This window comes from Nonomuraea sp. CA-218870, assembly GCF_050936535.1.
GTDB classification, from domain to species: domain Bacteria; phylum Actinomycetota; class Actinomycetes; order Streptosporangiales; family Streptosporangiaceae; genus Nonomuraea; species Nonomuraea corallina.
Map to the genome: position 1 here is coordinate 437,293 of NZ_JBNJMN010000002.1, position 19,950 is coordinate 457,242.

Below are 19,950 nucleotides of genomic sequence, written 5' to 3' on the forward strand. Positions count from 1 at the left end.
CTGAGCCGCCCGCGTCACGGCCGCGACGCCACCGGCTTCGGCTCGAACCCCTTGGCCAGGACCACGATGGCGGCGGCGAGCACCAGCGGCGCGGCGAACCCCGCGCGCATGCCCGCCGCGTCCGCGAGCCCGCCAACCAGGGCCGCGCCCACGATGAAGCCGACATAGTTGAACAGGTTGACCCGGGCGATCGCCACCCCGGTGCCCGCCGGGTCCAGCCGTCCCGCGGCCGAGAACGACTGCGGCGCCACCACCGACAGCCCCACCCCGGTCAACCCGAAGGCCACCACCGCCAGCGGCTGCCCTGGCGCGAACACGATCCCCAGGAAGCCCAGCGTGGCGATCGCCCCGCCCAGCCTGACCACGGTGGCGGGACCGTACCGCCTGACCGCGACGTCGCCGGCCAGCCGCACGAGCAGCGTGGTGGCCTGGTACGCGGCGTAGGCCAGGGGGATCACCCGGGCGTCGGCGAGCAGCTCGTCCTGCATGAAGACGGTGCTGAAGTTCGAGACCGCCGCGTCGCCCACGTACAGGAAGCCCATCGCCAGGCAGAGCGGGATGATCGGCCGCCACGGGACCCTGGTCGCGGCGGCGGTCTCGGCGGTCTCGGCCCGCTCCTCCTCCGGCGCGTACAGGCGGGGGCCGGCGTGCAGCGAGCCCGCGACGGCGAACACCATCGGGATCGCCATGACCGCCTCCAGCGGCAGCGCGCCGCCCGCCGCCGCCACCCACAGCGCTCCGGCCAGGCTGAACACGCTCCACAGGCAGTGGAAGCCGTTCAGCACGGCCCGCCCGTACCTGCGCTCGACCGCGACGCCCTGCATGTTCATGCCCGCGTCCACCGCGCCGACCGCCACCCCGAACAGCAGCAGCGCCGGCACCAGGAGAGGCACGCCGGGAGCCAGGCCGGAGAGGACGACGGCGACGGCGACGGCGGGCTGGGCCAGGCGGAGCAGGAGCCGGCTGCCCAGGCGGGCGGCGAACGCGCCCGCCGCCACGCTGCCCACGCCCGCGAAGACCGGCACGATGAGCAGCAGCGCGGTCAGCGCCCCGGTGCTCAGTCCGTGTTTGTCCTGCAGGTGCGCGACCTGGGTGAGCAGGGTGGCGAAGGACAGGCCCTGGACCGCGTACACGATGAAGGTGGCGAGGCGGGCTTGGCGATCACGCGGAGACGGCACGGCGGCCTCCTGAATTGGGGGGAATTAACGTGAGGCTGGGTCAGGTTAGTCCCTGAGATCGCCGCTCCACCAGCACTCGGCCGGGTCCGTCTCACCGGCGCCCGGCCGTCCCCGCGATGCGGCGTTCCCGCCCGGTGATTCGGGACGCCGGGATCGGGCCGAACGCCGGGCCCGCCGGATATCGTGGGGGGCGTGAAGGAACGCCCGGGATCGTGGCTCCCCCGTCTGCAGGAGGCGGGCGAACGGCTGGCCGACGAGTGGGTGTCGGCCCGCCGCCCCCGCAAGGACGACCTCCCGCAGCCCGCCGAGCTGCGGGCGTCCGACGCCGACCGCGAGCGCATCGCGCAGGTCCTCCAGGACGCGCACGCCGACGGGCGGCTCACGCTGGAGGAGCTGGAGGAGCGGCTCGGCGTCCTCTACGCGGCCCGCACGCTCGGCGAGCTGGTCAAGCTCACCGAGGACCTGCTGCCCGCCGAGGAGCAGCCGCTCAACCTCGACGACAGGCCGGTCTCCGCGTTCTTCCGGCAGCAGCAGCGGGGCGGCCGCTGGGTGGTGCCCGCCGAGCTCGACGTCACCGCCATGTTCGGCACCACGAAGCTCGACTTCCGCGACGCGATCCTGCAGAACCGGCGCGTCGTCATCAACGCCACCCTGGTCTTCGGCGGGCTGGAGATCCGCGTGCCCGAAGGGCTCGAGGTCGTCCGCGTCACCAAGGACAAGACCGCGCGGCTCACCAAGGGGCCGGAGGAGCCCGGCGCGCCGGTCGTCGAGGTCCGCACCACCAACTTCGTCGGCGACGTCTCGGTCAAGCAGCCCCGCCGCCGCAAGCGTCGCTGATCAGCCGGCGGTGTCGAAGTTGATCGCGCTGTAGGCGCGCAGCTTCCACAGCTGGTGCTCGCTCTCGATCTTGCGGATCGTGCCCGAGCGTCCGCGCATCACCAGCGACTGGGTCATCGCCACGCCGCCGCGGTAGCGTACGCCGTCCATCAGCTGGCCCTGGGTGATGCCCGACGCCGCGAAGAACACGTCGTCCGACCTGACCAGGTCGTTCGTGCTCAGCACCTGGTCGAGGTCCAGCCCGGCGTCCAGCGCCTTGCGCCGCTCGGCGTCGTCGCGCGGCCACAGCTTGCCCTGGATGACGCCGCCCAGGCACTTGAGCGCGCACGCGGCGATGATGCCCTCGGGCGTGCCGCCGATGCCCAGCATCAGGTCGATGGCGGTGCCGGTGCGCGCGGCCATGATCGCGCCGGCCACGTCGCCGTCGGTGATGAACTTGATCCGGGCCCCGGTCTCCCTGATCTCCTTGACGAGCTGCTCGTGGCGGGGACGGTCGAGCACCACCACGGTGACGTCAGCGGGCGAGCAGTGCTTGGCCTTGGCCACCGCCCTGATGTTGTCGGCCACCGGGCGCTCGATGTCGACCACGTCGGCCGCCTCGGGACCCGTCACCAGCTTCTCCATGTAGAACACGGCCGACGGGTCGTACATCGACCCGCGCTCGCTCACCGCGATGACCGAGACCGCGTCGGGCATGCCAAGAGCGGTCAACCGGGTGCCGTCGATCGGGTCGACGGCCACGTCGCACTCGGGCCCGCTGCCGTCACCGACCTGTTCGCCGTTGAACAGCATCGGGGCCTGGTCCTTCTCACCCTCCCCGATGACCACCACGCCGTTCATCGACACCGTGTTGATGAGCTGGCGCATGGCGTTCACCGCCGCGCCGTCGGCGCCGTTCTTGTCACCCCGGCCCACCCAGCGCGCCGCGGCCATCGCGGCCGCCTCCGTAACGCGGACGAGCTCAAGAGCGAGGTTACGGTCGGGGGCGTGCGCTCCCGTGGCCAACGGCTCGGGAACCGAGGTCTGATCGGACATGATGGGTGAGGCCTCCTCGTGACGACTATCCCGATGGTAGTTGTCCCTGTATCCCCGGTCAGCGGAGGATAATGTGCCAGCCATGAGCAGCGATGTGGAACCGCCCGTGACAGCCCGCACGTCCGAGCGCGGCGCGGCCACGCGTTCGGCCCTGCTGCGCGCCGCCAGGGACGTGTTCGTCTCCAAGGGCTTCGCCGAGGCGGGCGTGACCGACGTGGTGGCCGCGGCCGAGGCCAGCGTCGGCAGCCTCTACCACCACTTCGCCGGCAAGGCCGACCTCTACCTCACGCTGTTCGAGGAGTTCCAGTCACGCCAGACGCAGCGCACCAAGCAGGCCGCGCGGGCCGCCCGTGAGGCCGGCGAGACCGATCCGATGCGGGTGTTCGTCAGCGCCGCCCGCGCCTATCTCGACGGCTGCCTGGCCGAGCGCGAGCTCGCCGCCCTGTTCCTGCGCGGCGACGGGCCGCCCGGCTTCGAGGTCGTCATGCGCGACCGGCTCCGCACCTGGGCGCGCCGGAACGCCGCCCTCTTCGACGACGAGAACGCGCTCGTGGTCGTCCTGACGGGGGCGCTCGCCGGGGCCGTCAACGAGATCGTCCAGTCGGGGGACAGAAACCTGGCCGAGGAGGTCCTGGAGATCGTCGGCCGCCTCCGCCCGGCCGGGTCCGCGACCGACGCCATCAGCGGGTAACCTCGCCAAGTGTGCGACGGTTCACCGAAGGTCTCCACGGCTATGTGGTAGCCGTGCTCGTCTGCCTGGCGGGGGTCGGCCTCTTCCTGCTCATCACGCCGCGGGGCGACGTGGAGCACATCCCCAGGCGCGACTACTCCATCACGGTGGCCAACTTCTCCCGTACGGTCCCGTACGCGGTGTGGTCGCCGGCCCAGGACCCCGAGGGGTGGATCCCCAACAGCAGCCGGGTCGCCCAGGGCGACAACGGCGCGCAGGTCCTGCACATCGGCTACGCGACGGCCGCGCGCGAGCACGCGATGTTCATCCAGAGCGACGAGAAGCCCGCGGCGGGGTTCGCCAACCGCATGGCCAACTCCGACAAGTCGGTCGGCACCCAGCAGGTGGGCGGCCAGACGTGGGAGCGGCGTTTCCGCGAGGACAAGAAGCAGCGCACCCTGGTCCGCGTGCTGCCCGACGTGACGCTGGTCGTGACCGGCACCGCCGACTGGACCGAGCTGGGCCGGCTCGCCGCCGCGCTGCGGCAGGGCCCCAAGCCGGCCACCTGAGCCGTCCGGACGCTGCTAGCATCAGCCTCCGCGTGGAAGGGCCAGCCCTTGACGGGTGCCGGTTCTGCTGTCAACCACGTGAGAAGGCCCCCGCCCGAGGCGGGGGCCTTTCCTCGTGCGACGGCACTAGGGTGGGCTTGTGGCTGACGACAAGACGCCCTCGTACGAGCGGGCGCGCGAGGAGCTGACCGAGGTGGTCCGCCGCCTGGAGGCCGGCGGGCTCACGCTGGAGCAGTCGATCGAGCTGTGGGAGCGCGGCGAGAAGCTGGCCGCCGTCTGCGAGGACTGGCTGCAGGGCGCCAGGGTCAAGCTGGCGGCCGCGATGGCCCGCAGGGCCGACCCCGGCGGGCAGGACGACGCGCCCTTCTGACGAGCGGCTCAGCGACGAGCGGGTCAGGTCAGCCGTTCGAGCGCGATGACGGGGATGACGCGGGTGGTCTTGGTCTCGTAGTCGGCGAAGCCCGGCGCCTTCTCCACCATGCGGGCGTAGAGCCGGTCGCGTTCCCCGCGGTCCACGACGGTGGCCTTGGCCTCGTACGTCTCGGTGCCGACCTCCACGGTGACCTCGGGGTTGGCGCGCAGGTTGTGGTACCAGGCGGGGTTGTCGTCGGCGCCTCCCTTGGATGCGATGACGACGAGCCGGCCGCCGTCCTCCAGGTACATCACGGGCGTGGTGACGCGCCGGCCCGACCTGGCGCCCGTGGTGGTGAGCAGGAGCAGATCGGAGCCTTCGAAGTAGCCGCCGACCTTTCCGCCGTTGGCGCGGAACTCCTCGATGGTCTGCTGGTTGAAGTCGCTCATGGGTTCCTCCTGAAAGCGGAGACTTCTCCGGTTCGGACAACCGCAGAGTTTAACCGGAAATTCCTCCGGGTCGTATGCTGTTTTCGTGCGCGCAGGTCGACAGCTGCCGGTGTTGGGGCAGTCCCAGCCCGAGCGCGCCGACGCGGCGCGCAACCGGCAGAAGATCATCGAGGTCGCGGCCCGCATGATCGACTGCCGCGGCGCCGACCAGCTCTCCCTGGACGAGGTCGCCAGGGAGGCGGGGGTCGGCGTGGGCACGGTCTACCGGCGCTTCGGCGACCGGGCGGGCCTGGTGTGGGCGCTCATCGACGAGCGGGAGCGCCGCTTCCAGGAGGCGTTCCTCAGCGGCCCGCCGCCGCTGGGCCCCGGTGCGGCGCCGGCCGAGCGGGCCGAGGCCTTCCTGACGGCCCTGGTCGACCGCGTCGTCTCCCAGCTCGACCTGTTCCAGCTCGTGGAGCTGGGCTCACCCGCGTCCAGGTTCGGCGGCCCCTACCGGGTGCACCACACCCACCTGGCCGCGCTGCTGGCCCAGGCCAGGCCGGACGCCGACCCCCACTACCTGGCCGACGCCCTGCTGGCCCCGGTCAACGCCCACCTGATCGCCTACCAGTGCGAGCGCGGGCTGACCATCGACGAGGTCAAGGCCGGGATCGGCGGCCTCGCCAGGGCCGTCACGGCTCGGCCCGCACCGTGACGCGGTCGTCGGGCAACCGCACCGTGAGCTCGTCGCCAGGGGCGACCTCCTCCGCGCGGCGCACCACCTCGCCCGTCGGGCGCTGCACGATCGCGTAGCCGCGCTCCAGAGTGGCCGCGGGCGACAGCGCCACCAGGCGGGCCCGTACGTGCGTGAGGTCGTCCCCGGCCCGGTCCAGCGAGCCCGACAGCGCGCGCCTGGCGCGCTCGCGCAGCCCGTCGACCCGCTCGGCATGCCGCTCCAGCTCGCGCACCGGATCGGCGAGCGAGGGGCGCGACCGGACCGCGGCCAGCCAGGACATCTCCCGGTCCAGCCAGCCGCTCACCACCCTGCGGCCCCGGTCGCGGAGCTGGCGCACCAGCGTGAGCTGCTCGCTCACGTCGGGCACGACCTTCTTGGCGGCGTCGGTGGGAGTGGACGCGCGCACGTCGGCCACCAGGTCGAGCAGCGGACTGTCCTGCTCGTGGCCGATCGCGCTGACCACCGGCGTACGGCAGGCCGCCACCGCGCGCACCAGCGTCTCGTCGGAGAACGGCAGCAGATCCTCCAGCGACCCGCCGCCCCGGGCGATGACGATCACCTCGACGGCGGGGTCGGCGTCCAGCTTGCCCAGCGCCTCGGTCACCTCGCCCACCGCGTACGGGCCCTGGACCGCGACCTCCTCCACCGTGAACCGCACGGCGGGCCAGCGCCGCCGCGCGTTCTCCAGCACGTCGCGCTCGGCGGCGGAGTCCCGGCCGCAGATCAGCCCGACCGTGCCCGGCAGGAAAGGCAGCCGCCGCTTGCGCTCCGCCCCGAACAACCCCTCGGCCGCCAGCAACTGGCGCAGCCGCTCCAGGCGGGCCAGCAGCTCGCCCACGCCGACCGGCCGGATCTCCAGCGCGGTGAAGGCGAACGAGCCGCGGTTCACCCAGAAGTCCGGCTTGACATGCACCACCACCCGGGCGCCGTCGGCGGGCCTGGGCATCGCGGCCTCGTACACCCCGCGCGGGGCGGTGACCCGGGCGGACACGTTGGCCACCGGGTCGCGCAGCGTCAGGAACACCGTGCCGCCGCGCGCGCTCAGATCGGTGATCTGGCCCTCGACCCACACCGTGCCCAGCTTGCCGATCCAGCCGCCGACCATCTGCAGGACCGTGCGGATCGGCAGCGGCGACTCGGGCGTGGTCTTGGACGTCATTCGCCCGCGTGCAGCTTGGCCAGACGGTTCTCGAACATGCGGATGACCTCGGGCCGGCCGGAGGTCGCCTGCTCGTACGCGAGGTACCCGGCGATCTGCGTGGCGTTCTTGCCGCGCATCCGGGCGCGCAGCGACGCCACCGTCAGCGAGGCGAAGCCGGGCAGCGGCTCGGCCAGCTCACCCGCGCCCAGAGCGGGCTCCTCCCGCGCGACCGGGACCGTCTCGACGGCCTCGGCCAGCTTCGCCGTCTGCGGGGCCTTCGGCTTGGGCTTCCGCTTGGCCTTCGGCTTCGCCTCGGGCTCCGGCTCGGCGGCGGCCACCGGCTGGGCGACGGCGGGCTCGGGCTCAGCCACGACGGCGACCTGCGGCTTCGGCTCGGGCTTCGGCTCGGTCCTGAGCCCGGTCTCGGCCTTCGGCTTCGGCTCGGCCTCTGCCTGCGGCTTGGTCTCCGGCTTGGTCTCCGGCTCCGCCTTCAGCTCGGGCTCCGCCTCGGGCTCGGGCTTGCCCGCCGGGGTGAAGATGACCGGTTCGGGCTTGGTCTTGGCGGTGCCGTTGGGCGCGGCCTCCGGCCTGGGGGCGAAGATGACCGGCTCCTTGCGGGCCGGCTTCGCCTCCTCTCCGGCGCCGACGACCGGCGTCTCGGAAGGACGCGAATCGACGTCTTCCTTCTTCTCTTCCTTGTCACCCTTGATCGAGTGTTTCACCCGGTCCACGAGCATGAGCGCCTGCCCGGCCGCGCCGAGCGTGGTCTGGACGACCAGGAGCGGCAGGTCGCGGGCCTTCTCCTTGAGCGCGTCCTTGCTGGTGACAGTCTTGGCGATGTTGCGTATCACGTCGCTTAGGGACATGCACGTCTCCCTGGGAGGTCAGTGTGGACGGCCAGTCTGGCAAAGCGCAGGCACAGGCGCACGCGCGGGCCGGTCAGCCGTTCCACGTAGCATATGGACTATGGAGCTCCAGACTGTCTCTTCCCGCCGAGTCCTCGTGGCAAGGCCCCGCGGCTACTGTGCCGGTGTCGATCGTGCCGTGGTGGCGGTCGAGAAGGCGCTGGAGCAGTATGGCGCGCCGATCTACGTGCGCAAGCAGATCGTCCACAACACACACGTGGTCAAGACGCTCGAGGCCAAGGGCGCCATCTTCGTCGAGGAGACCGAGGAGGTGCCCGAGGGGGAGATCGTGGTGTTCTCCGCTCACGGCGTCTCGCCCGCCGTGCACGCCGAGGCCGAGCAGCGCGGGTTGCGTACCATTGACGCTACCTGCCCGTTGGTGACGAAGGTTCACAACGAAGCCAGAAGATTCGCCGGTCAGGACTACGACATTTTGCTGATCGGACACGAAGGTCACGAGGAGGTCGAGGGCACCAGCGGCGAGGCTCCCGACCACATCAAGCTCGTCGACGGCCTGGACGCGGTCGACCGGGTCGAGGTGCGCGACCCCAGCAGGCTGGTGTGGCTGTCGCAGACCACGCTGTCGGTCGACGAGACCAACGAGACCGTCGCGCGGCTCAAGAAGCGCTTCCCCGACCTGATCGACCCGCCCAGCGACGACATCTGCTACGCCACCCAGAACCGCCAGGTCGCCGTCAAGGAGATCGCGGAGGAGTGTGAGCTGGTCATCGTGGTCGGCTCCGACAACTCGTCCAACTCCAAGCGCCTGGTCGAGGTGGCCAAGGACTACGGCGCCGCGGCCGCCTACCTCGTCGACAACGCCACGTTCATCCGCGACGAGTGGCTCGAAGGCGTCACCACGGTCGGCGTCACCAGTGGCGCGTCGGTGCCCGAGGAGCTGGTGGCGGAAGTGCTCGCGTGGCTGGCGCACCGCGGCTTCGGCGACGTGACCGAGGTCGAGCCGGTGCAGGAGAAGATGCGCTTCGCGCTCCCTCACGAGCTGCGCAAGGACCTGCGCGTCTCCTAGCGCTCCGCCGGGAGAACCTGGTTCACCTCGGCCCGATCGCGAGGCATACGGCGGGGATCGCCGTATGCCTCGCGTGACGTCCAGGGCCGACCAGCGCTCCACCAGGTGCTCGCGACCGGACGGCGGATCGTACGGCTCCGGCACCACCGCCCACGCCGACCCGGCTATGCCCGGACTTGAAGCACGTCAGGGGCGGTCGAGGTCGAAGGTCACGTCGGCCAGCCGTACCGCGCGAACGCGAGGATCCTCGATGATCTCCCTGAGCTTCTTGACCGTGACAAGTTGATCAACGTATCCGTAGGCGAGGCCTTCGCTCGAGGCCTTGCTCAGCCGCGCCAGGTTCAGGTCGAACCGGCGCAGGTTGGGCTCGTCGTGCTGCCGCAGGATTCTCACCCACGACCGGAAAGCGGCCAAGTCTTCGGGGGGAACATCACTGCACACGGTCACGTCGCTTTGCGGGGCGACGCCCCAGAATGTTGTCATGCTGCTGCCCCAGCTGATGGGCACCGATCCTGGTCGAGTCTCGTATACCACCGTTTCCGGGCACGCGTTGTACTGCCGCGTGAAGCCGACCAGCGCGTCGGTTGGGAGCGGCCGCTCGAACTCCACCACGGCAAGCGCGTTCATGTCCTGCGGCAGCCTCGCCAGAACCCGCCGGATGTCCGGCTTGCTCTGAAGCGAGGTCCCCATGTTGAACAACGCCGTGGTCAGCGTGGTGTTCGTCATCTGCGCCCACGGCAGATCCTCCACCCTGCCGAACAGGTTCTGCCGTACGGTGAAATCCGGCTGGCTCTGCATGCCGAACCCGCCGTGCGCGCGCATCGGCGCCGCGGTGACCGAGAAGGACATCGACAGCGGGTCCGTCCGGCAGCACGTCCATGACGTGAAGGTGTAGGCGGGTTTGGCGATCTGCAACGCGGTGCCGAGCACGTGGACCATCCGCCGCTCTCGGTCACCGCGCGTCTGGATCAGCGTGGAACCGAGCGTGGCCACGAGCGCGAGGACCGTCAGAACGCCCAGCACGAGCGTGGCGGTTCTGCGAATGCCGCGGCGTACGGCGCGCCGGGTCGCCTTGGGGTCGAACTCGGGGATCTGCAGTGGTTCGGGCTGTTCGGTCATGCATCATCTCCGTAGATGTCGGCGAAGGCGGCGCGGGCCCGCCAGATGGCGGTCTTCACCGCCGCGGTGCTCTTCCCGGTCATCGCGGCCACCTCCACGAGCGAGAATCCCTCGATGTAGACCAGCTGGAGCAGCCTGCGATGCTGTTCGTGCACCTGCTCAAGGGCCTGGCGGACATCGAGGGCGGCGACGTTGAGCGCGGGTACCGCCAGCTCTTCGGGATCCGGCAAAGGCAGCTCCAGGCGGCGGCGCCGGGCGTGGTCAATGAGGACGTTGCGGGCGATGGCGAGCAGCCACGCGCCCGGGTTCTCACCGCGCCAGCCGAACAAGGCCCTGGTGGCTTTGATGAACGTCTCCTGTGCGAGGTCCTCGGCCAGGTGCGGGTCCCGGGTCCGCCGCTGTAGGAACCCGCACACGAGCGGCCAGTACTCGCGGTACAGCTCCTCGATGATGGGGGCCTCCGGGCTGAAACGACAGTCACATCACAGAGGACGAGCCGATGCGCCCGATGGTCACAGGTCATTTCTCATCCGCCGCCACCCGCTCGAAGATCGATCATCTTCTGGTACGGAACGTCCACGCTCGCAGCAGCCTGAAGCGGACCGAATCCGAGGGCTCTCAGGCCACGACGACCCGCGTGCGAGGCCAGGAGGCCGAGTTGACGAAGATCCTGGACGTTAATACCCTTTTACTAATCTAATATGAAAAGGGTATTTCAGTGATCAAGCTTCGCCTCGACCCAAGCTCTGGTGTGGCGACATATCTGCAACTGGTGCATCAGGTCAAACACGCCTTGCGGCTCGGTGTGCTCATGCCGGGCGATCGGCTGCCGACGATCAAAGAGGTCGTCAGCGACCTCGCGATCAACCCGAACACCGTGGCCAAGGCCTACCGCGAACTGGAACACGAGGGCCTCGTCGTCGGCCGGCCCGGGCTGGGCACGTTTGTGCGGCGGTCCCTGGGCGGCGGATCCACGGCCGATCACACCCGGCTCCGCCGCGACCTCGCCCAGTGGGTGCGGGGCTGCCGTGAGGCGGGGCTCGACCAAGGAGATATGGAGGCGCTGTTCGCCTCGGTCCTCGCCGACTCCGTCCAGGAGGGAATCGCATGACAGCGGATCGGACAGTGAGGATGTTCGGCGGCGGGGGCGGTGAGCTCGCCGTCCCCGCGAAGAGCCCGACCGCTCTGGAGGCCGTGAGGCTCGCCAAGCGGTATCGGGGCACCTGGGCGTTACGCGACTGCACGATGTCCGTCCCCGCCGGCCGGGTCATCGCACTCGTCGGACCGAATGGCGCGGGCAAATCCACGTTCCTGCACCTGGTCGCCGGCCTGATCGCCCCTACCCGTGGCAGCGTGCGTGTCTTCGGCGAACCGGTCGGGCAGCGGGCGGAGGCCCTCGCGCGGGTGGCGTTCCTGGCCCAGGACAAACCCCTCTACGACGGCTTCACCGTCGCTGAGATGCTCCGCTTCGGACACCATCTCAATCCGGGCTGGGACGACGCCCTGGCCAGGCAACGGCTGGCGGAACTGGACATCCCGCTGAGCCGCAAGGTCGGCAAGCTTTCCGGAGGCCAGCAGGCACAGGTCGCGCTGACCATCGCCGTGGCCAAACGGCCGGATCTGCTGGTCATGGACGAGCCGCTGGCCAACCTTGACCCGGTGGCCCGGCACGATGTCATGCGCTCCCTGATGGTGGCGGTGGCCGAGACGCAGATGACCGTCGTGCTGTCCTCCCATGTGGTGTCCGACCTGACCAACGCCTGCGACTGGCTGGTGGTGCTCAACCGCGGCCAGGTTCAGATCAGTGGTGAGGTCGACGAGTTGCTCGCCACTCACCGGACGCTGTCCGGTCCGGCCGAGCTGGCCGACGGGGTGGCGGCCCGGATGCCGGTGATCAGCGACAGCCGGAGCGAACGGCAGGCCGACCTGCTGGTCCGCACCGGTCCGGGAACGCCGTTGCACGACCCGCGATGGAGTGCGTCCGGTGTGAGCCTGGAGGAGCTGGTGCTGGCCTACCTGCGCCGCCCCGACACCACGGCGCTGCCTCGTCCGACCCTGACCACTGCCTGATCGCTAAGGAGACATGGAAGTGTTGTGGCTTACCTGGCGGCAGCACCGCATACAGGTGCTCCTCACCACGGCGCTGCTGGCCGTCCTCGGCGTGGTTCTGCTCATCAGCGGTCTGGGCGCGGCCGACTTCGCCGCCCAGAACGCTCCGGCGACCGACTGCGTGGCGGACACGCCCGTGTGCAGCGCTTACCGAGGGGAGATGAACGAGCGCATACGGTCGGTGGGGGAACTCCTCGGATGGCTTCCGCTGCTGGCCCCGGCGATGATCGGCGCTTTCTGGGGCGCTCCGCTGCTGGCCCGGGAGTTCGAGCAGGGCACGCACCAGCTGACCTGGACCCAGTCGGTGACGCGGCGCCGCTGGCTGGCGGCCAAGATCGTCGGGCTCGGCGCCGCGGTCACGCTCGGCGGGCTGGCGCTGGCCGCCATCGTGGAGCCTTGGCTGGCGGCCTTCGACGTCCCCCCTTACAACGTTTATCGCTTCGACATGAGCTGGTTCCGCATTGTCGGCATCATGCCGGCGGCGTGGTGGCTGTCCGCGTTCTTGCTCGGCATGGCCGCGGGCGCACTGTTACGGCGGACCCTGCCGGCGATGGCGGTGACCCTGGCGGTGTGCGCGTTGGCATTCTTCGGACTCCTCAGGGCGCCATCCTCCTACGCGACACCGGAACGAGCCGTGCAGGCCACGGTCATGGACGAGCTCGAACCGGAAGGCTCCCTGTACGTGACGAGCTACTGGATCGACGGAAGCGGCGTGAGGTACACCTCTCAGGAGAGACATCTCGCGCTCGCGGGCCCCTGCGGGACGGATGAGACGACCAAGAAGTACGCCAAGTGCTCTTTCAGCCACGGCTATCGCCAGGTGGCCGAATTTCACCCCGAGGACAGGTTCTGGCGGTTCCAATGGACCGAGGCGGGAATCCTGCTCATCCCCGCTCTCTCGTTGGGCGGCGTCGCCGTCCGGCGCACCCTTCGTCCCCGCATCTGAAGCCGATCATCGCCTCATCACGGTGACGGGACGGCCTGGCGCAGGACCGTCACCGCCTTCTGCAAGGCGCGCCGCTGCCGTACGCCCTGCGTGACGCCCAGGGCCTACCAGCGCTCCACCAGGTGCTCGCGGCCGGACGACGGGTCGTACGGCTCGGGCCAGTAGTCGACGACGCGGCTGATCGGTCACTGGTCGGAGAGCTCGAACCACACGCATGCGTCCTGATGCTCGACGCCGACGCGCGCGTCGATCCACGCCGCGGCATGGCGGCCGTCGGCAACGATGCGCCGCACCCGCAGGTGCCAATCACAGCGCGGCGGTCTTGGTCAATCCGCGTACGGAGCCCGGTCCGTCTCGCCGTGCTTCAGGAAGAAGGACTCCGGCCCGGCGGGCGTGTAGAAGACGAGGAGCCTGGCGGGCTCCGGGCCGATGTTCCTGAAGGCGTGGCGCGTGCCCTTGGGGATGTACACGAAGTCGCCGGGGCCGGTCGTGATCTTCTCGTCCCCGTTGATGAACTCGAAGGCTCCGGAGGCGACGTAGAACGCCTCGTCCTCCTTGGAGTGGATGTGCGGGACGTTGCCGTGGCCGGGCTGGATGAGGCCGTCCATAAAGGCGCGCCGGAAGCTGCTCGACGCCGCGCTGGAGCACTTCTCCCAGCGCCCCTACGCGGACGTCACGGTCGGGGACATCGCCCGTTCCGCCGGCGTGGCCCACGGGCTCCTGTCCCACCACTTCAACGGCAAGGAGAGCCTCTACGCGGAGGCCGTGCGCGAGATCGACCGCCGCCTCCGCGAGGCCGTGAAGCTCACCCCCGAGGGGTCCGCACTCGAACGGCTCCGCCGCCACCTCGTCGCCCACCTGGAGTTCCTGGCCGAACACGAGAACGCCGCCCGCAACCTGATCCTTCGCCGCTCCGAGGCCACCGGCCTGGCCTGGGATGCCTTCGAGGCGACGCGCTGCGAAGGGATCCGGGCGGTCTGCGAGCTGCTCGGCCTCGACGCGGACGAGCCGGCGCTCCAACTGCCGTTGCGCGGGTTCTCCGCCGCCTGTGACGAGACCGCGCTCCACTGGCTCGCCGGCGGGCGCCCCTGCGGGATCGAGGCGCTGGTCGACGTCTGGATCAGCTTCCTGGCCGGCGCGATCCGAGCGGCCCGCGGCCTCGCGCCGAGCCCCGCCCTGGACGAGGCCCTCGACCTGCTCCAGCCCTCCCGGGACTGAAGCCATCCGAGCGAGATCCCGGACACCCCGATCGGAGGCGCGACCGAGTGGTCCGCCGGGTCGTCAGTCCTCGCCTCGGGGCGTGCCGTAGACGCGCGGCTCGAAGTAGCCGTCGGGCTCCGGCACGTACGCCTGCGGCTGGCGCGGCCGCGGCACCTCGGCGCCCGCGCGCAACTCGTCGCGGAGCTCGCGCACGTTGTCGCGCAGCCCGCGCGCCCACGCCACGCCCAGCACGATCGCCGAGCCGGCGAACAGCCAGGGCGCGCCGCGCGACAGCGAGCCGTAGAGGCCGAGCGCCAGCGACTGCAGGATGCCGACCGTGACGAGCGCCCGGCCCAGCTCGACGAAGAGGGTCGCCACGAAGAACACCAACGGCGGCGTCACCACCAGCGACAGCAGCTCGCGCGGGTTGACCAGCACCACGCCCAGCAGGGACGCGGCCACGAACGCCAGCCCGACCAGCAGCTGCATGTCCAGCAGGGCGGCCAGCACGTAGCCCGCGAGCGTGGAGACGAGCGTGAGCGCGATGGCCCCGCGGGCGGTCAGCCTGACGGCGGAACGCTTGCCTGTGCCGGTCACCGGCCCCACCCCCCTTATTGCGACCCGTTGGCCAACTTACCGTTCGCGTGTGTGATGAGAGACGTGGTTTCGAGCAGTTCGGGGGACGCCAGGGGCCGTGGCACGCCCTCGACCGCCCCGGGAGAGTCGAGCTCACCGTCGACGACGCCCAGATCGTGCAGTTTGCGTGCGGTGACCAGGACCCGGCTCTCCAGCGACCCGACGGTCTTGTTGTACGCCTCCACGGTACGGGCCAGCGACCTGCCGAGCGACTCCACGTTCCGCCCCATCGAGGACAGTCTTTCGTACAGCTCCTTGCCCAGCTCGAACACCACCCGCGCGTTCTCGCTCAGCGCCGCCTGCTGCCAGGCGTAGTGGGCGGTGCGCAGCATCGTGATCAGCGTGGTGGGGGTGGCGATGTGGACCTTGCGGGCCATCGCGTACTCCAGCAGGCCGGGGTCGCGCTCCAGCGCCGGGGCGAGGAACGCCTCGCCGGGGATGAACAGCACCACGAACTCCGGCGTCGGGGTGAACGCCTGCCAGTAGGACTTGGCGGCCAGCCGGTCGATGTGCTCGCGGACGTGCCGGGCGTGCGCGTCGAGCCGGACCGTGGCCAGCGACTCGTCGCCCGCCTCCGCGGCCTCCAGGTAGGCGGACAGCGAAACCTTGGCGTCGACCACGATGTTCTTGCCGCCGGCCAGCCGCACCACCATGTCGGGACGTACCGGGCCCTCGGCCACCTGCTCGTCGAAGTCGCAGTGGCGGTGCATGCCCGCGATCTCGGCGACCCGGCGCAGCTGCATCTCGCCCCACCGGCCGCGAGCCTCCGGCCGCTGCAGCGCCCGCACCAGCGCCATGGTCTGGGCGCGGAGCTGCTCGTGACTGTGCCGTACGAACTCCATCTCCCTGGCCAGCTCCGCCCGCGCCGCACGCTGGCCCGACTCGGTGTCGCGCAGCTGGGTCTCCACCCGCGCCAGCGCGTCGCGCAGCGGCTCCACCAGGTGCTCGACCGCCTGCCTGCGCTGCTCCAGGTCACCGGCCGCCTCCGCCCTGGTGGCGGCCAGCCGGGTCTCGGCCAGCTCCAGGAAGCGCACGTTGTTGACGTCGAGCGCGCGGGTGGACAGGGCCTGGAAGCGCTCGGCGAGCTGCTCCTCGACGTAGACCAGCTTCTCGGCGGCGGACTTGGCGCGCGCGTCGGCCTCGGCCACCCGCACCGCCGCCCTCGTCCTGGCCACGAGGAACCCGATGGCCGCGCCGATCAGCAGACCCAGCAGAAGCGAGACGACATCCACCTCATCGATGATTGCAGGACATCGCGCCCGCATCGGCCCCCGACACGCCTGGCCGCCTTCGGGAAGCAAGTAAACTCGCTGGGCGTGAGCCTTTCCATCGGCATCGTCGGCCTGCCCAACGTCGGTAAGTCCACGCTGTTCAACGCGCTGACCAAGACCGGCAACGCCCTCGCCGCGAACTACCCGTTCGCCACCATCGAGCCCAACGTGGGCATCGTGGGTGTGCCCGACGAGCGTCTGCCCAAGCTGGCCGAGATCTTCGGCTCGGCTCGCATCCTGCCCGCCAAGGTGGAGTTCGTCGACATCGCGGGCCTGGTCAAGGGCGCTTCGGAGGGGCAGGGGAGGGGCAACCAGTTCCTCGCCAACATCCGCGACACCGACGCCATCTGCCAGGTGATCCGGGTCTTCAACGACCCCGACGTCACCCACGTCGACGGCGACATCTCCCCCAAGCGCGACATCGAGACGATCAATACCGAGTTGATCATGGCCGACCTGCAGACGGTCGAGAAGGCCATCCCGCGCCTGGAGAAGGAGTCGCGCCACAACAAGGACAAGAAGCCCGCGCTGGAGGCGGCCCAGGCCGCGCTCGCCGTCCTGGAGACCGGCAAGACCATCTTCGAGAGCGGGCTCGGCGGCCCCGACCTGCGCGAGCTCCACCTGCTGACGGCCAAGCCGTTCCTCTACGTGTTCAACGTCGACTCCGACGAGCTCGTCGACGACGCGCTGAAGGCCCAGATGTCGGCCCTGGTCGCCCCCGCCGAGGCGGTGTTCCTCGACGCCAAGCTGGAGTCCGAGCTGGTCGAGCTCGACGAGGAGGAGGCCATGGAGCTGCTGGAGTCCGTCGGCCAGCACGAGTCCGGGCTGAGCAAGCTCGCCCGGGTCGGCTTCGAGACCCTCGGCCTGCAGACCTACCTGACCGCCGGCCCCAAGGAGTCCCGCGCCTGGACCATCCGCAAGGGCGCCACCGCGCCGGAGGCGGCCGGGGTCATCCACACCGACTTCCAGCGCGGCTTCATCAAGGCCGAGGTGGTCTCGTTCGACGACCTCGTGGCGGCCGGCTCCATCGCCGCGGCCCGCGCCGCCGGCAAGGCCCGCATCGAGGGCAAGGACTACGTCATGCAGGACGGCGACGTGGTCGAGTTCCGCTTCAACGTCTGACCGCCCTCCGGCCCGCCTCATGTCTCTTCCGGCGGTGTGATCGGCGTCGTCCGAGGCCGGAAAGCGGTTGTGCGGGGACGATAGCGTCGGGGCGTGCCCGATCCGATTTTCGCCGAGCCCCGCCTGGCCCGGATCTACGACGCGATCGACGCCGACCGGAGCGACCTCGGCCCGTACGCCGCCATGGTCGCGGAGTTCGGCGCGCGGCGGGTGCTGGACGTGGGATGCGGCACCGGCGTGTTCGCCTGCCTGCTGGCGGAGCGCGGCGTCGAGGTGACGGCGGTGGACCCCGCCGCGGCGTCGCTGGCGGTCGCCCGCGCCAAGCCGGGCGCGGACCGGGTGCGCTGGATCCTCGGCGACGCCACCACGCTCCCGCCGCTCCGGGCCGACCTGGCCACCATGACGGGCAACGTGGCCCAGGTCTTCCTCACCGACGACGCGTGGACGGCCGCCCTGCGCGGGGTGCGCGCCGCCCTGCGGCCCGGCGGCCTGCTGGTCTTCGAGACCCGCGATCCCGCCCGCCGGGCCTGGCGGGAGTGGGACCGGGCGCGCACGCACGCCGTCACCGACGTCCCCGGCACCGGCCGCGTCGAGTCGTGGTGTGAGGTCCTGGACGTGTCGGGGCCGCTGGTGACCTTCCGTCACACGTACGTGTTCGAGGCCGACGGCGCGGTGCTCACCTCGGACTCGACGCTGCGCTTCCGCGGGCGCGAGGAGGTCGGGAGGTCGCTGCGCGAGGCCGGCTTCCAGGTCCAGGACGTACGCGACGCCCCGGATCGGCCGGGACGCGAGTTCGTCTTCGTGGCCCGTACGGCGGGTGTGTGATTGGCCACAGTTGGCCGGTTCCCAAATATCTGATTGCGGGACCTCTTCCGCGTCAACCACTTGGGCCGCCCGCGCGTCGAATCGACACGGCGGCCACGCTGACTCGGGAGGCCCTCATGTTTCGTCGCATCAACAGGAACCGGCGCCAGGCGCCCACGCTCAACGGCATCAGCCTGGAGGAGGAGCTCGCGCTGCTGCGGGTGGAGCTGATGTACGGCCTGCGCGTCGACCGGGCCGACTATCTGCGTATGAAGGCCGGTGAGCGCGAGGAGGTGGCCACCCGGCTGCGCGGCCGGGACGCCGCCACCAGCCTGCTCGCGGAGCTGCGCGGGTCCCTGGAGCGCGCCGTCCAGCCTGCGGGGCTCCGCGCCCCCCGCTCGCGCGAGTCCGCCTGAGGTCCGGTCCCCGGGCGGCCGCCGAGTGATCAAGACCCGTGCGGCATCGTCAAGGGTGAGGCCGGGCGGCGTCGAAGGGCCGAGTCCGGGAAAGAAAGCGCAGGTCAACGGGTGGGCTCCGCGACGAGGACAGATATTCGTGGCGGTCGGGTTATGCGTTTTTAGGTCTCTGGCCTGGTCGAATGCCCTTTCGACAGGGAACACACACAAACCGGCGCGCCAGGTGCGTCCTATGCGCACTCGGTTTGCCCCCGGACGGCGATGCTTGCAGCATGGGCGTGGCTTTCCTGGAACAATGGCGGAGACCGGATAAGGTGACTGCTTCACCGCGGATGATGGGGATCGGCAACGGACGACACCGCGCCAGCCGGGGGGATGGCGCGAGCGGAGGCGTGATGGCTCGTAGGTCAACCGTCCAGCACGGTCCTCGGATCGCTGGCGGGCCCGAGCTTTCCGCACACCCCGACACCGGCTACGACGCGCCGCCTCCGCGCAGGCCGCGGCGCGGCGGTTGGTCGGGTGGCGGCGGGCGGTGGCTCGTCTGGACGGGCCGGATAGTTCTGTGGGCGCTTATCGTAGTAATCGTGGTAAATGGGATCCGTGCCCCATTCGAGCGGTTTACCGGCCAAAACGCCGCCGCTCCGAATGAGTCCGCGCAACCGGGCAGCGGCTTCCCGGAGGACCAGGCCATGGCGTTCGCCGCGCAGTTCGCCGGCGTCTACCTGAATTTCAGCCCCGAGGACGCCGTGAGCAGGTCCAGCAAGCTGTCCGCGTTCGTCGCCGAGGGCATGGACCAGCAATTGGGCTGGGACGGCAACGGCAAGCTGGGCGCCGTCGCCATCCAGCCGTACGACATCGAGGTCGCCGACGCCAACAACGCCGTGGTCACGGTGGCCTTCCAGACCGGCCCGCGCAGGCTCCACCTGTCGGTGCCGATCTACTACTCGACCGGCGACGCCGGCCGCAGGTTCGTCGTCTCGGGCTGGCCCGCGATCCTGCCCGCCCCCGCTCCCGCCCAGCTGCCCCAGGCCGCCGTGCCGGAGACCGACGACGCGGCGACCGCCGAGCTCAAACCGCAACTGGAGGGCTTCTTCCGCAACTACGCCTCGGGCAACACCGCCGAACTCCAGCGCTACGTCACCGCCGGCACCAGCCTGCCGAGCTTCGCCGGCGCCTTCACCTTCGCAGAGCTCAAGAGCGTCGTGGTGCCTGTGGGGGGTGCCACAAGAGAGATCGAGGCGGTCGTGGTCTGGATCGTGCCCGGCGCGGCGGCGTCCACGGCCCCCGACGTCGCCGCCGGGTCCGGCACCGCCGACGGCCGTCTCCAGCAGGCATACCGCCTCACCGTCGAGAAGCAGGGCGACAAGTGGTACGTCGACGACATCCGTGGTGCCGGTCGTGTCGTCGGATAGCCCGGTTCTGCTGATCGGCACCCCCCGGAAGGACGAG

Annotated in this window: 24 protein-coding genes; 14 read left to right on the plus strand and 10 right to left on the minus strand. The window is 70.6% G+C overall.

The features are described 5' to 3' along the window. Positions 1-14: 14 nt before the first annotated feature. Entirely contained in the window at positions 15-1,178 is a 1,164-nt protein-coding gene (locus ACQEUU_RS30715; protein WP_433072585.1) for an MFS transporter, read from the minus strand. A 192-nt stretch (positions 1,179-1,370) separates the two neighbouring features. On the opposite strand from ACQEUU_RS30715, the gene ACQEUU_RS30720 reads away from it, so the two are divergent. Next, on the plus strand, positions 1,371-2,015 hold the full coding sequence (locus ACQEUU_RS30720; RefSeq protein ID WP_433072586.1) for a DUF1707 SHOCT-like domain-containing protein: 645 nt from the start codon (positions 1,371-1,373) through the stop codon (positions 2,013-2,015). Here ACQEUU_RS30720 and glpX read toward each other — a convergent pair whose 3' ends face one another. After that, a complete protein-coding gene (gene glpX, locus ACQEUU_RS30725) occupies positions 2,016-3,050 on the minus strand; it encodes a class II fructose-bisphosphatase (RefSeq protein WP_433072587.1) in 1,035 nt (344 codons plus the stop codon). 82 nt (positions 3,051-3,132) lie between these two features. On the opposite strand from glpX, the gene ACQEUU_RS30730 reads away from it, so the two are divergent. From ACQEUU_RS30730 to ACQEUU_RS30740, 3 genes are all read left to right on the plus strand, one after another. Continuing rightward, positions 3,133-3,741, plus strand: a complete 609-nt coding sequence (locus ACQEUU_RS30730; RefSeq protein ID WP_433072588.1) for a TetR/AcrR family transcriptional regulator — start codon at positions 3,133-3,135, stop codon at positions 3,739-3,741. Between the two features lie 11 nt (positions 3,742-3,752). After that, the gene (locus tag ACQEUU_RS30735) at positions 3,753-4,289 is read left to right on the plus strand and encodes a DUF4245 domain-containing protein (RefSeq protein WP_433072589.1); all 537 of its coding nucleotides are present in this window, start codon (positions 3,753-3,755) and stop codon (positions 4,287-4,289) included. 139 nt (positions 4,290-4,428) lie between these two features. Beyond that, entirely contained in the window at positions 4,429-4,659 is a 231-nt protein-coding gene (locus ACQEUU_RS30740; RefSeq protein WP_433072590.1) for an exodeoxyribonuclease VII small subunit, read from the plus strand. A gap of 23 nt (positions 4,660-4,682) precedes the next feature. Here the strand turns inward: ACQEUU_RS30740 and ACQEUU_RS30745 are convergent, their stop codons facing one another. Beyond that, complete coding sequence (locus ACQEUU_RS30745) at positions 4,683-5,090, minus strand: nitroreductase family deazaflavin-dependent oxidoreductase (protein ID WP_433072591.1); 408 nt, start codon at positions 5,088-5,090, stop codon at positions 4,683-4,685. A gap of 85 nt (positions 5,091-5,175) precedes the next feature. Here ACQEUU_RS30745 and ACQEUU_RS30750 point away from each other — a divergent pair, with 85 nt between their 5' ends. Then, positions 5,176-5,784 carry a TetR/AcrR family transcriptional regulator gene (locus tag ACQEUU_RS30750; RefSeq protein WP_433072592.1) on the plus strand — a complete coding sequence of 203 codons (609 nt, stop codon included), beginning with the start codon at positions 5,176-5,178 and terminating at the stop codon, positions 5,782-5,784. Here the strand turns inward: ACQEUU_RS30750 and xseA are convergent. Together xseA and ACQEUU_RS30760 are read right to left on the minus strand one after the other, a co-directional pair. Next, entirely contained in the window at positions 5,762-6,964 is a 1,203-nt protein-coding gene (xseA, locus tag ACQEUU_RS30755) for an exodeoxyribonuclease VII large subunit (protein ID WP_433072593.1), read from the minus strand. The two genes, ACQEUU_RS30750 and xseA, sit on opposite strands and share 23 nt — an antisense overlap. After that, entirely contained in the window at positions 6,961-7,812 is an 852-nt protein-coding gene (locus ACQEUU_RS30760; protein WP_433072594.1) for a hypothetical protein, read from the minus strand. Before ACQEUU_RS30760 ends, xseA begins: the two co-directional genes overlap by 4 nt. A 100-nt stretch (positions 7,813-7,912) precedes the next feature. Here ACQEUU_RS30760 and ACQEUU_RS30765 point away from each other — a divergent pair, with 100 nt between their 5' ends. Next, positions 7,913-8,878, plus strand: coding sequence for a 4-hydroxy-3-methylbut-2-enyl diphosphate reductase (locus ACQEUU_RS30765; RefSeq protein WP_433072595.1), 966 nt, complete (start codon positions 7,913-7,915; stop codon positions 8,876-8,878). A gap of 186 nt (positions 8,879-9,064) precedes the next feature. Here ACQEUU_RS30765 and ACQEUU_RS30770 read toward each other — a convergent pair whose 3' ends face one another. Then, positions 9,065-9,997, minus strand: a complete 933-nt coding sequence (locus tag ACQEUU_RS30770; RefSeq protein WP_433072596.1) for a hypothetical protein — start codon at positions 9,995-9,997, stop codon at positions 9,065-9,067. Further along, positions 9,994-10,449, minus strand: a complete 456-nt coding sequence (locus ACQEUU_RS30775; protein ID WP_433074422.1) for an RNA polymerase sigma factor — start codon at positions 10,447-10,449, stop codon at positions 9,994-9,996. The genes ACQEUU_RS30770 and ACQEUU_RS30775 overlap by 4 nt, the downstream gene beginning before the upstream one ends. Before the next feature lie 266 nt (positions 10,450-10,715). Between ACQEUU_RS30775 and ACQEUU_RS30780 the strand changes: the two genes are divergently transcribed. Genes ACQEUU_RS30780 through ACQEUU_RS30790 form a run of 3 tightly spaced genes read left to right on the plus strand, consistent with a single transcriptional unit; the run spans position 10,716 to position 13,052 of the window. Next, complete coding sequence (locus ACQEUU_RS30780) at positions 10,716-11,108, plus strand: GntR family transcriptional regulator (RefSeq protein ID WP_397142007.1); 393 nt, start codon at positions 10,716-10,718, stop codon at positions 11,106-11,108. Beyond that, positions 11,105-12,067 carry an ABC transporter ATP-binding protein gene (locus tag ACQEUU_RS30785; protein ID WP_433072597.1) on the plus strand — a complete coding sequence of 321 codons (963 nt, stop codon included), beginning with the start codon at positions 11,105-11,107 and terminating at the stop codon, positions 12,065-12,067. Before ACQEUU_RS30780 ends, ACQEUU_RS30785 begins: the two co-directional genes overlap by 4 nt. A gap of 13 nt (positions 12,068-12,080) precedes the next feature. After that, positions 12,081-13,052, plus strand: a complete 972-nt coding sequence (locus tag ACQEUU_RS30790; RefSeq protein WP_433072598.1) for an ABC transporter permease — start codon at positions 12,081-12,083, stop codon at positions 13,050-13,052. 326 nt (positions 13,053-13,378) lie between these two features. On the opposite strand, the gene ACQEUU_RS30795 is transcribed toward ACQEUU_RS30790, so the two are convergent. Then, on the minus strand, positions 13,379-13,660 hold the full coding sequence (locus ACQEUU_RS30795; protein ID WP_433072599.1) for a cupin domain-containing protein: 282 nt from the start codon (positions 13,658-13,660) through the stop codon (positions 13,379-13,381). On the opposite strand from ACQEUU_RS30795, the gene ACQEUU_RS30800 reads away from it, so the two are divergent. Next, on the plus strand, positions 13,647-14,270 hold the full coding sequence (locus ACQEUU_RS30800; protein ID WP_433072600.1) for a TetR/AcrR family transcriptional regulator: 624 nt from the start codon (positions 13,647-13,649) through the stop codon (positions 14,268-14,270). The two genes, ACQEUU_RS30795 and ACQEUU_RS30800, sit on opposite strands and share 14 nt — an antisense overlap. Before the next feature lie 63 nt (positions 14,271-14,333). Here ACQEUU_RS30800 and ACQEUU_RS30805 read toward each other — a convergent pair whose 3' ends face one another. Both ACQEUU_RS30805 and ACQEUU_RS30810 read right to left on the minus strand, forming a co-directional pair. Then, positions 14,334-14,849 carry a DUF6542 domain-containing protein gene (locus ACQEUU_RS30805; protein ID WP_433072601.1) on the minus strand — a complete coding sequence of 172 codons (516 nt, stop codon included), beginning with the start codon at positions 14,847-14,849 and terminating at the stop codon, positions 14,334-14,336. Between the two features lie 14 nt (positions 14,850-14,863). Beyond that, a complete protein-coding gene (locus ACQEUU_RS30810; protein WP_433072602.1) occupies positions 14,864-16,153 on the minus strand; it encodes a DNA recombination protein RmuC in 1,290 nt (429 codons plus the stop codon). Positions 16,154-16,204: 51 nt separating this feature from the next. On the opposite strand from ACQEUU_RS30810, the gene ychF reads away from it, so the two are divergent. The 4 genes from ychF to ACQEUU_RS30830 all read left to right on the plus strand — a co-directional run bounded on the left by ychF (position 16,205) and on the right by ACQEUU_RS30830 (position 19,913). Beyond that, positions 16,205-17,281 carry a redox-regulated ATPase YchF gene (ychF, locus tag ACQEUU_RS30815; protein WP_433072603.1) on the plus strand — a complete coding sequence of 359 codons (1,077 nt, stop codon included), beginning with the start codon at positions 16,205-16,207 and terminating at the stop codon, positions 17,279-17,281. A gap of 93 nt (positions 17,282-17,374) precedes the next feature. Then, complete coding sequence (locus tag ACQEUU_RS30820; protein WP_433072604.1) at positions 17,375-18,106, plus strand: class I SAM-dependent methyltransferase; 732 nt, start codon at positions 17,375-17,377, stop codon at positions 18,104-18,106. Positions 18,107-18,222: 116 nt separating this feature from the next. Continuing rightward, a complete protein-coding gene (locus tag ACQEUU_RS30825; protein ID WP_433072605.1) occupies positions 18,223-18,501 on the plus strand; it encodes a hypothetical protein in 279 nt (92 codons plus the stop codon). A 689-nt stretch (positions 18,502-19,190) separates the two neighbouring features. Next, a complete protein-coding gene (locus tag ACQEUU_RS30830) occupies positions 19,191-19,913 on the plus strand; it encodes a conjugal transfer protein (RefSeq protein ID WP_433072606.1) in 723 nt (240 codons plus the stop codon). Positions 19,914-19,950: the final 37 nt, after the last annotated feature.